Raw genomic sequence first — 13,519 nt, 5'->3', positions numbered from 1 at the left:
TTCGATTCCTCCGTTTATCCCTTGACGCACACCACCTGATGCAAGGTGTGCAGCACCTGCACCAACTCGCGCTGGGCGTGCATGACGCGGTCGATGTCCTTGTAGGCCATCGGTATTTCGTCGATCACATCGGCGTCCTTGCGGCACTCCACATGGGCGGTCGCGCGGATCTGGTCGGCGACGGTAAAGGTGTTCTTCGCCTTGGTGCGGCTCATGGTGCGGCCCGCACCATGGCTGCACGAGCAGAACGATTGTTCGTTGCCCAGCCCGCGCACGATGAAGCTTTTTGCGCCCATGGAGCCCGGAATAATCCCCAACTCGCCTTTTTTCGCGGAGACCGCGCCCTTGCGGGTCACCAGGATGTCTTCGCCAAAATGCCGCTCTTTTTGCACATAGTTGTGATGGCAGTTCACCGCTTCCAGCGCCACTTCAAACGGTTTGCTGATCACTTGCCGCGTGGCCTGGACCACCGCGCGCATCATTAACTCGCGGTTCTGCCGGGCAAAATCCTGAGCCCATCCCACGGCTTGCACGTAGTCATCGAAGTGCTGGCTGCCCTCATCGAAATACGCCAGGTCGCGGTCCGGCAGGTTGGCCAGGTGCTGACGCATGTCTGCCTGGGCCAACTGGATAAACAGGTTGCCGATGGCATTGCCCACGCCCCGCGAGCCGCTGTGCAACATGAACCAGACACGGTTGGCCTCATCCAGGCACACCTCGACAAAGTGGTTGCCGGTGCCCAACGTCCCCAGGTGTTGGCGGTGGTTGCTGCGCTCCAGTTGCGGGTACTTGTCGGTGATCGCCTTGAAGCGCGGATGCAACGTGGCCCATACCTGATCGGCCTGGGCCGGCACGTCTTCCCACGCGCCTTTGTCACGGCCTTTACGGCTGCGGGTACGGCCATGGGGCACGGCGGCCTCGATGGCACAACGCAGGCCATGCAGGTTATCCGGCAGGTCGCCGGCCATCAGCGTGGTGCGCGCGGCGATCATGCCGCAGCCGATATCCACCCCGACCGCCGCCGGGATGATCGCGCCCACGGTGGGAATCACGCTGCCGATGGTCGAGCCCTTGCCCAGGTGCACATCCGGCATCACCGCGAGGTGCTTGAAAATAAACGGCATCCTGGCCGTGTTCATCAGTTGCTGACGAGCTTCGGGCTCCACCGGAACGCCTTCGGTCCAGAGCTTGATCGGTTTGCCGTTGGCGACTTCCAGCAGTTGGTAGGTGTTGTTTTGCATGATCTCGGTTCTTTTTTGAAAAGCCGTCGTTACGGCGTCGTGCTGGTGACAGCAGCAGACGTGCCAGGTTTTACGCTCGGCGTTAAAAAACACGTAATAGATTGTTTTATATAACTATTTTTATCCGCAATCTTTTTATCGCTGAAAAACGATGACAAACCCATCCCCCTATTTCTATCCTTACATATCGTTACTTATATTTTGGTCCAGCCATGAAACACAAGCGCACGGTCGCCATCGGATTTATCGGTTCCAAGCTGGATCGCGTCGGCAAGGGCGCCAATCGCTGGAACCACTGGCGCCCCAGCGTCGGGCTGTGCCAGCAGGATGATCTGCAGATCGACCGCCTGGAACTGATCCACGACGTCGACGCCCGCGATGTCAGCCTTGCCGAGCGAGTGCGCGCCGACATCCAGCAGATCTCGCCCCACACCGAGGTGCGCCTGCACCCGATGCCGCTGGCCAATCCCTGGGATTTCGAAGAGGTGTACGGCGCGTTGCACGACTTCACCAGTGCCTACCGCTTCGACACCGAGCGCGAGGATTACCTGGTGCATATCACCACCGGCACCCACGTGGCGCAGATTTGCTGGTTCCTGCTCACCGAAGCGCGCACCTTGCCGGCCCGCCTGATACAAACCTCCCCCAGCCGACGCCTGGATGCCGACGCACCCGCCACCGGCACCCACACCCTGATCGACCTCGACCTGTCGCGCTACGACCGCATCGCTTCGCGTTTCGCCCACCAGCGCCTGGAAGGCCTGGCGTTTCTCAAATCCGGGATCGCCACACGCAACCCTGCGTTCAACGCTTCCATCGAACAGATCGAACGCGTGGCCGTGCGCTCCACCGCGCCGATGCTGTTGATCGGCCCAACCGGGGCCGGTAAATCCTTCCTCGCCCGGCGCATCTACGAACTCAAGCGCAGCCGCCATCAACTGCAGGGCCGCTTCGTTGAGGTGAACTGCGCCACCCTGCGCGGCGATGGCGCCATGTCCGCGCTGTTCGGGCATATCAAGGGCGCCTTCACCGGCGCGCAAAACGCCCGCGACGGCCTGTTGCGCGCCGCCCACGGTGGCATGCTGTTCCTCGATGAAATCGGCGAACTGGGCCTCGACGAACAGGCCATGCTGCTCAAGGCCATTGAAGAAAAACGCTTCTACCCGATGGGCGCCGACACCGAAGTGGCCAGCGACTTCCTGATCATCGCCGGCACCCACCGCGACCTGCGCGAGCGGGTCGCCGACGGGTTGTTTCGCGAAGACCTCTACGCGCGCATCAACCTATGGACCTTCGACCTGCCCGGCCTGGCGGGCCGCCGCGAAGACATCGAGCCGAACCTCGACTTCGAGCTGGAGCGCCACGCCCGCGAACAAGGCCGTCGCGTACGTTTCAACCTGGAAGCGCGGCGCCGCTACCTGGCGTTTGCCTGCTCCAGCGAAGCGGCGTGGCTGGGCAATTTTCGCGAACTGTCCGCCTCCATCACACGCATGGCGACCCTGGCCGACAGCGGGCGTATCGATCAAGCCCAGGTCGAGGAAGAAATACAGCGCCTGCGTTATGCCTGGGGCATCAGCGCACCCCACGCGTGCCTGCCGGCCGACCTGGATCTGTTTGACCAGCTACAACTCAAAGCCGTCATCGACGTATGCCTGCAAGCCGACAGCCTGTCCGATGCAGGCCGACGCTTGTTTGGCGTCTCACGCCAGGCCAAGGCGCAACCGAACGATGCGGATCGGCTGCGCAAATACCTGGCGCGGTTTTCGATTGACTGGAAGCAGTTGAAGCCGTAGCGCAGGTGGTAATCGCGGCGCAGGCGCTCGCTCACGCACCGTATTTTCCATGTGGGGCTAATTGCATTTGGTCATGGCTTGTAAAGGGCCAGCAAGGCGCCTCCCTTTTAATTGCAGGACGTTTCCTAGACAATCTCCGCCGCCTTGTGCCTGTTGCAATCGGTGGCTAGTCTTCGCTGCGTCGCTGGATTTCAGTGATCGGGTTTAGCAGCCTGACGTCAATAGGCACACGGTTCACCTCTGCGTTTTATGGTGGCTGTGCGCGGGGCACCCTCGGGTGCGCTGGTTTTCCTATTGACCGGTCTGCTAACCCGCGTACAGCTGCCACCCTCGTTTAGCAGCGTTGGCGGTAGCTCCCTTGCTCAATAGGAGTTACACAATGAATAAAGTCCTACCCGACCCACCCCGCGACCCCGCCAAAGACCGTGCCGCCTTTAACCGCGCCATCGACCACTATTTGCCCACCCAAGGCTTTCACGCCATCAACGAAGACCTGAGCTTCGAAGATGCTCTGCTCTACACCGCCAGTTTGCTCGACAGTGCTTCGGCAACTGCGCTGGATTGCGGCGAGGCACTCGACAATCCTCAGCGCGCGAAGATTCTGGCGGTGTGGCATTTGCTGGAGATTGCCAGGACCACAGTGGATCGCTCTATCGAGTGCATGAAGCCCTCGGCCTAAACTCAGTTCAAATGTGGGAGGGGCGGTGCGACGATTCGACTTGCTCCCGATTGCGGTGGGTCAGCTCAGTAAATTTCAACTGACCCACCGCTATCGGGAGCAAGCCCCCTCCCACATTGTCTGCGGCAGCCAAGCCACACCGACTCAGCCAGCCAGAGGCCAACCGATGCGTGCGGCACGGCGCAGGCTGGCCTTGACGACCAAACGGTGAAAGGGGGCGATCACGAAGAGGTAGGCCCGGCCCAGACGGTTGTGGCACTGGACCACGGTTGAAAAAACCAGTTGGCGACTGCCTTCCGCCTCTGCCTCTTCAGAACACAGGACCGATATCCGGAAGTCGAGGTGCATGTCGTCCTCTCCCAACACGATTTCAGTCTGGTTCGTGCTGTAGACCTTGAAGGGGCCAACCCGATCAGCCAGTGATGCCAGATGCTTGGCTGTCTTGAGCCCCAGACACACAACGAGAGTGTCTCGCACTTTCAGGAGCCATCCGATCCAGGACGGCTGGTGGAAAAGGATGAATCGAGCCAGCAAATCCGGGTTGCTCGATGTGCCCACCGGGAGCCGGATCGCAAAAGCGTCTGTCAGGTTCGTTGACGTGTAAAGGTGGGTAATGCCGGACCTCGAGGGGACGGGTACGCACATAATGGGTTCAACTTCGCGGGGCATCGGGATCTCTCCTTAGATCTGACTACTCAATAGGTTTCTTGCTACCCAGCCGGCAGAACCGGGCGCAACGTCGCACGGCGCTTGCCGACATCGAACCAGATCAACCAACCATCCCATCCTATAGTGCGCCGACCGGCACCCGCCAGCGCAGAGTTGCGCCATACCCTCTCATCCGCCCCGAAAATCCCCGGCACTCAACCCAAACCGACTCATCTTGTTATACAGCCCACCCCGCGACACGTTCAGCTGTTGAGCGGCCAGGCGGATATTGCCGCTGGTGTTTTTCAGCGCGGCGACGATAGCGTGCATTTCGTGGCTGCTCAGGTCCCGCGTGGGTTGCGACTCATAGGCACGGACCAGTGGGCGAGGCTTGGTGTCCAACGGCAGATCGCCGGGCTGGATCAACTCGCTCATGGCCAGGTTGGTTGCCCGTTCGATGGCGTTTTCCAGCTCGCGCACGTTGCCCGGCCAGGCATGCGCCGAGAGCAAGGCCAATGCCTGCGGCGAAAAACCCTGCACCGATTTACGCAGCGAGCGTGCACAGCGCGTGAGAAAGTGCCGCGCCAGCAGTGGGATGTCATCGCGGCGCATGCGCAGGGGCGGTACGGTCAGGTTCAGTACGTTGAGGCGATAGTAGAGGTCCTCGCGAAAGGCACCCTCCGCCACGGCCTGGCTCAGGTTGCGGTGGGTGGCGGCGATGATACGCACGTCCACTTGGCGTGCGCTTTTGGCCCCGACGCGCGCAATTTCGCCTTCTTGCAACACGCGCAGCAGGCTGACCTGGGCGTCGAAGGACATGTCGCCAATTTCGTCGAGAAAAATGGTGCCGCCATCGGCCAGTTCGAACTTGCCCGCCGAGCCGCCACGGGCCGAGCCGGTGAAGGCGCCCTCGACATGGCCGAACAGTTCGCTCTGCACCAGGTCCCGGGGAATCGCGCCGCAGTTGACCGCCACGAACGGGCCGTTGCAACGCTCGCTGGCGTTATGGATGGCCTGGGCGAAGAGCTCCTTGCCGGTGCCGCTTTCTCCCAGGATCAGCGTAGTGGAATCACTGCGGCTGGCGATGCGCGCCAGGTGCAACGCATCCTGGATCGCTCGCGAGGTGCCCTGGATGGTGTCGAACGTATAGCGCGCCTGGGTGCCGACGATACGCCGGGTGATTTCACGGATGCGCCGGTTTTCGCGCAGCGACACAATCACCCCGCCCTGCTCCAGCGGGCACACCGAGACCAGGCACGCGAGTTGGCTGCGGTCATGCAGTTGGAAGGTGCAATCCAGGTCGCGCACGGGCTCACTCAGCGGATCGCTCAACTCACTGCGCCCCAGTCGCTGGAAGGGACTGCCAATCAGCTCCAGCCCCACCCCGAACAACTGACGGGCATAGCGGTTGAGCGCCTTGATGCAGCCGCGCTCATCCAGCACCACGAGGCCTTCATTGAGCACTTCGAGCATGGCTTGCTGTTCTTCGAGCAAGGCTTGCAGGGCCATCTGCCGAGAGACAGCATCGGCCGCCGCCTGCACGGTGCCCAGGGTGTGGAAGTGGAACCAGCCGGGTTCGGCGGTGAGGGTAAGCATGGCCAGGGTCTGGCCCTGGGCATTTTTGATCGGCGCGGCGGCGCAGTGCATGCGGCGCTGGCGCAGGCCGACGGCGAAGTTTTCTTCGGCCAGCACATACACCAGACGGTCTTCGGCCAGGGCCAGCCCGGTGCAGTTGGTGCCTTGTACCGACTCCAGCAAGCGGCTGCCCACCGGCGTGATATCCAGCCCACAGAAATACAAGGTGGTGCCGTCTGCATCGGTGAGGTTGATGTGCCCGCGCGGGTTGTAGGCCAGCAAGCCATGCATGACCTGTGCGGCGGCGGCGATCAGTACGCGGTGGCGGGCCAGGGTGGCAGCCAAGGTTTGCGGCGCAACAAAGCGGTACTGGCTGTCGGCGGGGTCGATAGCGGCCTCGACACTGCGTCGCCAGGATTCCCAGATCACTTGGCGCACGTCGGCCGGGCGTTCGCTGCGGCCCTGCTGGCAATCACGCCACGCCTGCTCCAGCGCGGCAACCGGGCCGTCGTTCAACGCGGCCGGCCCCAGGGTCGTGAGGTAATCGAGGTCTTGTACGCTGAAGGCCAGGCTCATCCGATGCGTCCATGTTCATGTTTTTGACATGTCAGTATAGGCATGTCATCAAAATGAACATATTTTGTTTAATCGATTTTAAAAACACAATAAAATCAATGCGTTATCAATTGGCACAGCCTTTGCTCCCTCCTCTTTGCCCATCAGGATCGTCCTGAGGTCAACAATAAGAAGGGGTTACCACATGAGTACACAGAACATCCGCCTGGGCCTGATCGGTGCCGGTCGCATGGGCAGCTTCCACGGCCTGACTGCGGCGCGGCATATTGCCGGTGCCCGCCTGACAGCGATCGCCGACCCCACCCCCGGTCAGGCCGCGCGCTTGGCCGCTGAGCTGGGCGTGGACAAGGTCTACACCGACCCACAACAGTTGATCGACGACCCGGACATCGACGGCGTCATCATCGCCGCCCCTGCCCGCAGCCATGCCGAGCTGGTGATCAGCGCCGCCCGCGCCGGCAAGGGGATCTTCTGCGAAAAACCCATGGCCATCACCCTCGATGAAGCCGACCGCGCCATCGCCGCCGCCGCCGATGCCCGCGTTCCGTTGCAGGTCGGCTTCAACCGGCGCTTCGCCAAGAGCTTCCGCACGGCCCACCAAGATGTGCTGGCCGGGCGTATCGGTACACCGCAATTGCTGCGTTCGCTCACCCGCGACCCGGCGCTGAACAACCCGGCCGCGTCGCCACAATGGGTGATCTTCCTGGAAACCCTGATCCACGACTTTGACACCCTGCGCTACCTCAACCCCGGCGCCGAGGCGGTGCAGGTCCACGTGATGGCCGACGCGCTGATCGCCCCGGACTACAAAAGCAAAGGCTTGCTCGACACCGCCGTGGTCACGATCCGCTTCGACAACGGTGCGATTGCCACCGCCGAGGCGAATTTCCAGGCCGTGTATGGCTACGATGTGCGTGGTGAAGTGTTCGGCAGCGCCGGCATGCTCACCATGGGCGGCGTGCAGGAGTCCGACCTGGTGCGCTACCTGGCACCGGGCATCCAGGCCGACACTCAGCGCCTGGACACCGACCTGCTGCGCGACGCCTACGTCGCCGAGCTCAACCACTTTGTCGATTGCCTGCGCAGCGGCGCCAAGCCCTTGGCCAGCGGCGAAGATGCGCGAGCGGCGCTGGCGATTGCGCGCGCCTGCATCGAGTCCTATGAGCAAGGTCAGGCGGTGACCCTGTGATCCCGTTCAAGCTGGCGATCAGTGCCGAGATGGTATTTCTCGACCTGCCCTTCGTCGAACGCGTCAAACGCATTCATGCACTGGGTTTTTGCGCCGAAATCTGGAGCTGGACCGACAAGGACATCAACGCCCTCGCCGCCACTGGCGCCGATTTCACCTCGATGACCGGCTATATCAGCGGCACCCTCACCGACCCCGACGGCATCCGCCGCTTGCTCGACAGCGCCCGCGAATCCTTAAGTGTTGCCGAGCGGCTCAACTGCCCCAGCCTCAACCTGCACGGCACCGGCCTGGGTGACGACGGCCTGCCGGTGCAGCCCGTCAGCCAGACCACCGGACGCATGTGGTTGAGCGCCTGCAAGACCCTGGAGAAAATCGCGCGACTGGGGGAAGACGCCGGCCGCGTATTCCTGCTGGAAAACCTCAACACCGCGGTCGACCACCCCGGCACCCCGTTCGCCCGCGCCGACGACACCCTGGCGTTGATCGAAGCCGTGGGCAGCCCGCACCTGAAAATGAACCTGGACCTGTACCACGCGCAGATCGGCGAGGGAAACCTCATCGAACTGATCCAGCGCGCGGGCCCTGCCATTGGTGAAATCCAGGTGGCCGATGTACCGGGGCGCAAAGAACCCGGTACCGGCGAAATCCATTACCCGACCATCGCCAGGGCCTTGCATCGCATCGGCTACAACGGCGTGGTCGGCCTGGAAGGCTGGGCCAGTGGCGACAGCGAACTGGCCCTGGCGCGTTTCCGCCAAGCGTTCACCCTATAACAACAAAAGGAACACCCCCATGCCTCGCTATTCATTGCTCGTTGCCACTCTGTTACTGCTGTTCAGCCAATGGACCTTCGCCGGTTATCACATCGGCGTCAGCATCGCCAAGGTCGACGATAACTTCATGACTTACGTGCGCACCGGCCTGGAAGCCGCCGCCAAGCAGCAGGATGTACAGATCCAGTTCGAAGATGCCCAGGGCGACGTGGTGCGCCAACTCAACCAGGTCGAGGGTTTTCTCAACCAGAAGGTCGACGCGGTGATCGTGCTGCCGGTGGACACCTCCGCCACCGCCAACATGACTCGCGCCGCAGTCGCCGCCAAGACGCCGCTGGTGTACGTCAACCGCCATCCGGATGAACGCACGCTGCCCAAGGGCGTGGTCACCGTGGCCTCCAATGACATCGAGGCCGGGCAGTTGCAGATGCGCTACCTCGCCGAAAAGCTTGGCGGCAAGGGCAATGTGGCGATCATCATGGGCGACCTTGCGCAGAACGCCACCCACGACCGCACCGAAGGCGCCAAACAGGTGCTCAAGGACTTTCCGGGGATCAAAGTAGTGGAGCAGCAAAGCGCCGAATGGCAACGCAGCAAAGGCATGGACCTGACCAGCAACTGGCTGCTGGCGGGGGCGCAGTTCGATGCAATCATTGCCAACAACGACGAAATGGCCATTGGCGCGGCCATGGCCTTGCAGCAATCCGGCAGGGCCAAGGGCGAAGTGGCGATTGTCGGTATCGATGGCCTGCCCGATGGTCTGGCGGCGGTCAAACGCGGGATGCTGGCGGCGTCGGTATTCCAGGATCCCAAGGCCCAGGCCACCCAAGCGGTGGCGTCGGCGATTAGGATGATCAAGGGTGAACCGATCGAAGCCGAAGTTTGGGTACCGTTCGAGCTGATCAAGCCCGAACAGGTGGCGGTGTTCGAGCAACGCTACAAATAAACGGGTATACACCGCTCCAAATGTGGGAGGGGGGGCAAGCCCCCTCCCACACTTGAATCTCAGTCAGTCCAGATCACTCGCGTCATGCCGCTCGGCCAACTGCTCTGAAAGCTCGCCCGACACCCGGTTAACCCGGCGCCCCCGCTGCACCGCCGGTCGCGCGTCAATCGCATCCGCCCAGCGCTGCACATGTGTGTACTCATGCACCGATAAAAATTCCGCCGCGCCATACAAGCGGCCTTTGACCAAGCCACCGTACCAAGGCCAGATGGCGATGTCGGCGATGGTGTATTCGTCACCGGCGATGTATTCGCTGACTGCCAGACGCTTGTCCAGCACATCCAACTGGCGCTTGGTCTCCATGGCAAAACGGTTGATCGGGTACTCCATCTTGCTCGGCGCATAGGCGTAGAAATGCCCGAAACCACCGCCCAGGTACGGCGCGCTACCCATCTGCCAGAACAGCCACGACAAACACTCCGCACGTGCGGCCGGTTCCTTGGGAAAGAACGCGCCGAATTTCTCGGCCAGATATTGCAGGATCGCGCCGGACTCAAACACGCGAATCGGCGTGGCGCCGCTGTGATCCATCAAGGCGGGGATCTTCGAGTTGGGGTTGACCGCCACGAAGCCACTGCCGAACTGGTCGCCGTCGCCGATCTTGATCAGCCAGGCGTCGTATTCAGCGCCCGCGTGGCCCAGGGCGAGCAGTTCTTCGAGGAGGATGGTGACCTTCTGCCCATTGGGCGTGGCCAGGGAATAAAGTTGCAACGGGTGCTTGCCCACCGGCAGCGCCTTGTCGTGGGTGGCGCCGGCGATGGGCCGGTTGATGCTGGCGAAGGTGCCGCCGCTTTCGGTGTCCCACGTCCAGACGGCGGGAGGTACGTACTCGGTCATGCTCACTGCTCCTGAGGCGATCAACGAAGCGCTCCAGACTAAACCAAAGACTCGCTGTGCGGGAGCCCGCTGAATCAGCACCGCTCCCACACTCGATTGCAGGGTCTGGAAAGTCGCGCGCTACACCCAGCCGCCGTCGACGATAAAATTCTGCGCCGAACACATCGCCGAGGCATCCGAGGCCAGAAACAACGCCATATTGGCGATATGTTCCGGCATGACACTGCCGGGCATGCACTGGCTGCGGGCGATCAGCTCCTTGGCCGCATCATCTACCCACATGGCCAGTTGTTTTTCGGTCATCACCCAACCGGGCACCAGCGTATTGACGCGGATATGGTGAGGCCCCAGCTCCCGTGCCAGGCCGCGGGTCATGCCGTGCGCGGCGGCCTTGCTGGCGGCGTACACCGGGTAACCGGCGGAGGCCATCATCCAGCCGACCGAACCCAGGTTGATGATCGAGCCGCCGCCGGCGCCTTTCATCATGGGCACCACCGCCTTGGCGGCAAAAAATGCGTGCTTGAGGTTGACCGCAATCAGCTGGTCGAACATCTGCGAGTCAACGTCTTCCAAGGTGTGGCGCACGTCGTTCGCCGCGTTGTTGACCAACACCGTGATCGGCCCCAGCGACTGCTCAAACCGCGTGATTGCCGCCCGAAAGCCAATTTCGTCGGTGATGTCGCAGCATACGAATTCCACCGTACGCCCCTGTGAACTCAACAGCGCCGCCAGGCGTTCGCCCTGGCTCTGTGCGCGGTCCACAAAGGCCACCTTGGCGCCTTGTGCGGCAAAGGCGCGCACCATGAATTCACCGATACCCGAGGCGCCCCCGGAGATCAGTACGGTCTTGCCTTCAAGGTCGGGATAAACAGCCTGTGCAGTACTCATATAACGGTGCCTCGATCAATTAGTCTTATTTTATTTTACGAAATCGGCGTTTAAGGCTATAAATTCGCTGTCACACCGACAAAATATCGCTATTAGTAGAACTATTCCACTCAAAACAACAAAAGGAAGTTCGACCATGAAGCACCCTCGATACCTGCTCTCGGGCCTTGCCATGTCCATGCTGATCGCCAGCGGCGGCGCCCAGGCGGCAGGGCTCAGCAGCGAGCACAAGCCTTTCGGTAAAACCAACGACGGCACGCCCGTCGAACAGTACATCTTGCGCAACAGCCATGGCATGCAAGCCACCGTCATCACCTACGGCGGCGTACTGCAGTCGCTGAAGGTGCCGGACAAACACGGCAAGGTCGACGATGTGGTACTCGGCTTCGACGACGTACAGGGCTACCAGGCCGGTACGGCGTTTTTCGGCGCGACCATCGGGCGCTTCGGCAATCGCCTGGCTGGCGGCGCCTTTGAGCTCGACGGCAAACGCTTCCAGGTGCCGCTCAACGACGGCCCCAACGCATTGCATGGCGGCGCGCAGGGCTTCGACAAGCATGTATGGAAAGCCGAGCCGGTCAAGGGCAAGGACTCGGTTGGGGTCACCCTCACCTACTTGTCCAAGGACGGTGAGATGGGCTTCCCCGGCAACCTGAAAACCGAGGTCACCTACAGCCTCAACGACAAGAACGAACTGCACATCGACTACAAGGCCACCACCGACAAACCCACGGTGCTCAACCTGACCAACCACAGCTACTTCAACCTGGCCGGCGCGGGCAATGGCGACATCCTCAAACAGGTTGCCACCTTGCATGCCAGCCACTACACGCCGGTCAATGCGACGCTGATTCCTACCGGCGAACTCGCCCCCGTCAAGGGCACGCCGATGGATTTCCTCAAGCCCACGCCGATCGGCCAGCACATCAAGGACGATCATCCGCAGCTCAAATTCGCCGAACCGAAGCAAGGCGGGTTTGACTTCAACTGGGCGCTGGACACCAAGGGCGACGTGAAAAAGCTGGCCGCCGAAGTGCATGACCCGGAGTCCGGCCGGCGCTTGCAGCTCTACACCAGCGAACCGGGGGTGCAGTTTTATACCAGCAACTTCCTCGATGGTTCGGTGAAGGGCAAAGCAGGCAAGACTTACCTGCACTGGAGTGGGTTTACGCTGGAGACCCAGCACTATCCGGATGCGCCTAACCAGCCCAGCTTTGCATCAACTCGCTTGAACCCAGGGCAGACCTACACCCAGAACACCGTCTTCAAGTTCAGCGCCGAGTAAAACTGTGGGAGGGGGCTTGCTCCCTCCCACCTTTGCCCCTCACAGGGCTTTTGATCAGCGTTGTTTCATACGGTCGATGACCACCGCCAGCAACAGGATCGAACCACGGATCACGTACTGATAGAACGTGTCGATGTTCTTCAGGTTCATCGCGTTCTCGATGATCGCCAGGATCAGTACCCCGGCAATCACATGGCGGATCATACCGACCCCGCCGCTCAACGACACACCGCCCAGCACGCACGCCGAGATCACCGTCAGCTCGAAGCCCTGGCCGATCATCGGCTGGCCCGAGGTCATGCGCGACGCGAGGATCACCCCGGCCAGCGCGCCGATCAGACCGTGCACGGCAAAGATCAGGATCTTGGTGCGATCAACGTTGACCCCCGCCAGCAATGCTGCTTCCGGGTTGCCGCCGATGGCCATGGTGTTGCGCCCGTAGGTCGTGTAGTTGAGCAGCCAACCGAAGAACAGGAAGCACAGGATGGTGATCAGGATCGGCACCGGCACGCCGAACAACTGGCCGTTGCCGAAGATGAAGAACTGGTCCTGGGACACGCCCACTGCCTTGCCGTCGGCAAAAATGTAAGCCAGGCCGCGCACGATCTGCATGGTCGCCAGGGTGGTGATCAGCGCATTGACCCGCAGCTTGGCAATGACGATGCCGTTGATCAACCCGACGATCAGGCCCATCCCCAGCGCCGCGCCGATGCCGAGCATGACGCTGTCGGTATCGCGCATGACAATGGCCGCGACCACGCCGGCGCAGGCGATCACCGAGCCCACCGACAAGTCGAAATGCCCCGATGCCAGGCAAAACAGCATGGTGCACGCCGCGATGCCCACGGTGGACACCGCCAGGCCCAGCCCGCGCATGTTCAGCGGCGAAAGGAAGTTATCGATCAGCAAGGCGCACAGCACAAAAATGCCCACCGCCGCCAGCAGCATCGCCCAGTTGTCGAGCAGCGCGCGCATATCCAGGGGTTTGCGTGCGGTTGGCAACGCGTTGTTTTGAGTGGTCATGGT

At 61.7% G+C, this 13,519-nt stretch carries 12 protein-coding genes; 6 read left to right on the top strand and 6 right to left on the bottom strand.

Features of this window, described 5'->3' with window-relative positions; translation table 11 throughout:
* Positions 1-14: 14 nt before the first annotated feature.
* Positions 15-1,241: an RtcB family protein gene (locus KSS96_RS12480; RefSeq protein WP_068932211.1), complete on the bottom strand. Its 1,227-nt coding sequence runs from the start codon at positions 1,239-1,241 to the stop codon at positions 15-17.
* A gap of 212 nt (positions 1,242-1,453) precedes the next feature.
* On the opposite strand from KSS96_RS12480, the gene rtcR reads away from it, so the two are divergent.
* Together rtcR and KSS96_RS12470 are read left to right on the top strand one after the other, a co-directional pair.
* Positions 1,454-3,034, top strand: a complete 1,581-nt coding sequence (rtcR, locus tag KSS96_RS12475; RefSeq protein ID WP_137220403.1) for an RNA repair transcriptional activator RtcR — start codon at positions 1,454-1,456, stop codon at positions 3,032-3,034.
* Between the two features lie 379 nt (positions 3,035-3,413).
* Positions 3,414-3,713 carry a DUF6124 family protein gene (locus KSS96_RS12470; protein ID WP_003173369.1) on the top strand — a complete coding sequence of 100 codons (300 nt, stop codon included), beginning with the start codon at positions 3,414-3,416 and terminating at the stop codon, positions 3,711-3,713.
* Between the two features lie 144 nt (positions 3,714-3,857).
* On the opposite strand, the gene KSS96_RS12465 is transcribed toward KSS96_RS12470, so the two are convergent.
* Together KSS96_RS12465 and KSS96_RS12460 are read right to left on the bottom strand one after the other, a co-directional pair.
* On the bottom strand, positions 3,858-4,382 hold the full coding sequence (locus KSS96_RS12465) for a DUF2867 domain-containing protein (RefSeq protein ID WP_068932209.1): 525 nt from the start codon (positions 4,380-4,382) through the stop codon (positions 3,858-3,860).
* A 168-nt stretch (positions 4,383-4,550) separates the two neighbouring features.
* Positions 4,551-6,512, bottom strand: a complete 1,962-nt coding sequence (locus KSS96_RS12460) for a sigma-54 interaction domain-containing protein (protein ID WP_217856371.1) — start codon at positions 6,510-6,512, stop codon at positions 4,551-4,553.
* A gap of 184 nt (positions 6,513-6,696) precedes the next feature.
* Here KSS96_RS12460 and KSS96_RS12455 point away from each other — a divergent pair, with 184 nt between their 5' ends.
* From KSS96_RS12455 to KSS96_RS12445, 3 genes are read left to right on the top strand one after another with little or no spacing between them, the layout of a single operon-like run.
* Positions 6,697-7,701, top strand: coding sequence for a Gfo/Idh/MocA family oxidoreductase (locus tag KSS96_RS12455; protein WP_017530200.1), 1,005 nt, complete (start codon positions 6,697-6,699; stop codon positions 7,699-7,701).
* On the top strand, positions 7,698-8,477 hold the full coding sequence (locus KSS96_RS12450) for a TIM barrel protein (protein WP_017530199.1): 780 nt from the start codon (positions 7,698-7,700) through the stop codon (positions 8,475-8,477). The genes KSS96_RS12455 and KSS96_RS12450 overlap by 4 nt, the downstream gene beginning before the upstream one ends.
* A 19-nt stretch (positions 8,478-8,496) precedes the next feature.
* Positions 8,497-9,423: a sugar ABC transporter substrate-binding protein gene (locus tag KSS96_RS12445; RefSeq protein WP_017530198.1), complete on the top strand. Its 927-nt coding sequence runs from the start codon at positions 8,497-8,499 to the stop codon at positions 9,421-9,423.
* 63 nt (positions 9,424-9,486) lie between these two features.
* Here the strand turns inward: KSS96_RS12445 and yghU are convergent, their stop codons facing one another.
* Positions 9,487-10,320 carry a glutathione-dependent disulfide-bond oxidoreductase gene (gene yghU / locus KSS96_RS12440; RefSeq protein ID WP_065878518.1) on the bottom strand — a complete coding sequence of 278 codons (834 nt, stop codon included), beginning with the start codon at positions 10,318-10,320 and terminating at the stop codon, positions 9,487-9,489.
* Between the two features lie 120 nt (positions 10,321-10,440).
* Entirely contained in the window at positions 10,441-11,208 is a 768-nt protein-coding gene (locus KSS96_RS12435) for an SDR family NAD(P)-dependent oxidoreductase (protein WP_068932207.1), read from the bottom strand.
* Positions 11,209-11,344: 136 nt separating this feature from the next.
* On the opposite strand from KSS96_RS12435, the gene KSS96_RS12430 reads away from it, so the two are divergent.
* Positions 11,345-12,493, top strand: coding sequence for an aldose epimerase family protein (locus KSS96_RS12430; protein WP_065878515.1), 1,149 nt, complete (start codon positions 11,345-11,347; stop codon positions 12,491-12,493).
* 54 nt (positions 12,494-12,547) lie between these two features.
* Here KSS96_RS12430 and araH read toward each other — a convergent pair whose 3' ends face one another.
* A complete protein-coding gene (gene araH, locus KSS96_RS12425) occupies positions 12,548-13,516 on the bottom strand; it encodes an L-arabinose ABC transporter permease AraH (RefSeq protein WP_017530734.1) in 969 nt (322 codons plus the stop codon).
* Positions 13,517-13,519: the final 3 nt, after the last annotated feature.

It is taken from the genome of Pseudomonas asgharzadehiana (assembly GCF_019139815.1).
GTDB lineage: Bacteria > Pseudomonadota > Gammaproteobacteria > Pseudomonadales > Pseudomonadaceae > Aquipseudomonas > Aquipseudomonas asgharzadehiana.
Note: the sequence above shows the minus strand (reverse complement) of the source record. Positions and strands in the feature narration are given on the sequence as shown.

What these genes read in the sequence shown, in the direction of transcription:
- KSS96_RS12430 (WP_065878515.1), top strand. Translation starts at nt 11,345, where the DNA reads ATGAAGCACCCTCGATACCTGCTCTCGGGCCTTGCCATGTCCATGCTG.
- KSS96_RS12460 (WP_217856371.1), bottom strand. Translation starts at nt 6,512, where the DNA reads ATGAGCCTGGCCTTCAGCGTACAAGACCTCGATTACCTCACGACCCTG.
- KSS96_RS12480 (WP_068932211.1), bottom strand. Translation starts at nt 1,241, where the DNA reads ATGCAAAACAACACCTACCAACTGCTGGAAGTCGCCAACGGCAAACCG.
- KSS96_RS12465 (WP_068932209.1), bottom strand. Translation starts at nt 4,382, where the DNA reads ATGCCCCGCGAAGTTGAACCCATTATGTGCGTACCCGTCCCCTCGAGG.
- araH (WP_017530734.1), bottom strand. Translation starts at nt 13,516, where the DNA reads ATGACCACTCAAAACAACGCGTTGCCAACCGCACGCAAACCCCTGGAT.
- rtcR (WP_137220403.1), top strand. Translation starts at nt 1,454, where the DNA reads ATGAAACACAAGCGCACGGTCGCCATCGGATTTATCGGTTCCAAGCTG.
- KSS96_RS12470 (WP_003173369.1), top strand. Translation starts at nt 3,414, where the DNA reads ATGAATAAAGTCCTACCCGACCCACCCCGCGACCCCGCCAAAGACCGT.
- yghU (WP_065878518.1), bottom strand. Translation starts at nt 10,320, where the DNA reads ATGACCGAGTACGTACCTCCCGCCGTCTGGACGTGGGACACCGAAAGC.
- KSS96_RS12455 (WP_017530200.1), top strand. Translation starts at nt 6,697, where the DNA reads ATGAGTACACAGAACATCCGCCTGGGCCTGATCGGTGCCGGTCGCATG.
- KSS96_RS12445 (WP_017530198.1), top strand. Translation starts at nt 8,497, where the DNA reads ATGCCTCGCTATTCATTGCTCGTTGCCACTCTGTTACTGCTGTTCAGC.
- KSS96_RS12435 (WP_068932207.1), bottom strand. Translation starts at nt 11,208, where the DNA reads ATGAGTACTGCACAGGCTGTTTATCCCGACCTTGAAGGCAAGACCGTA.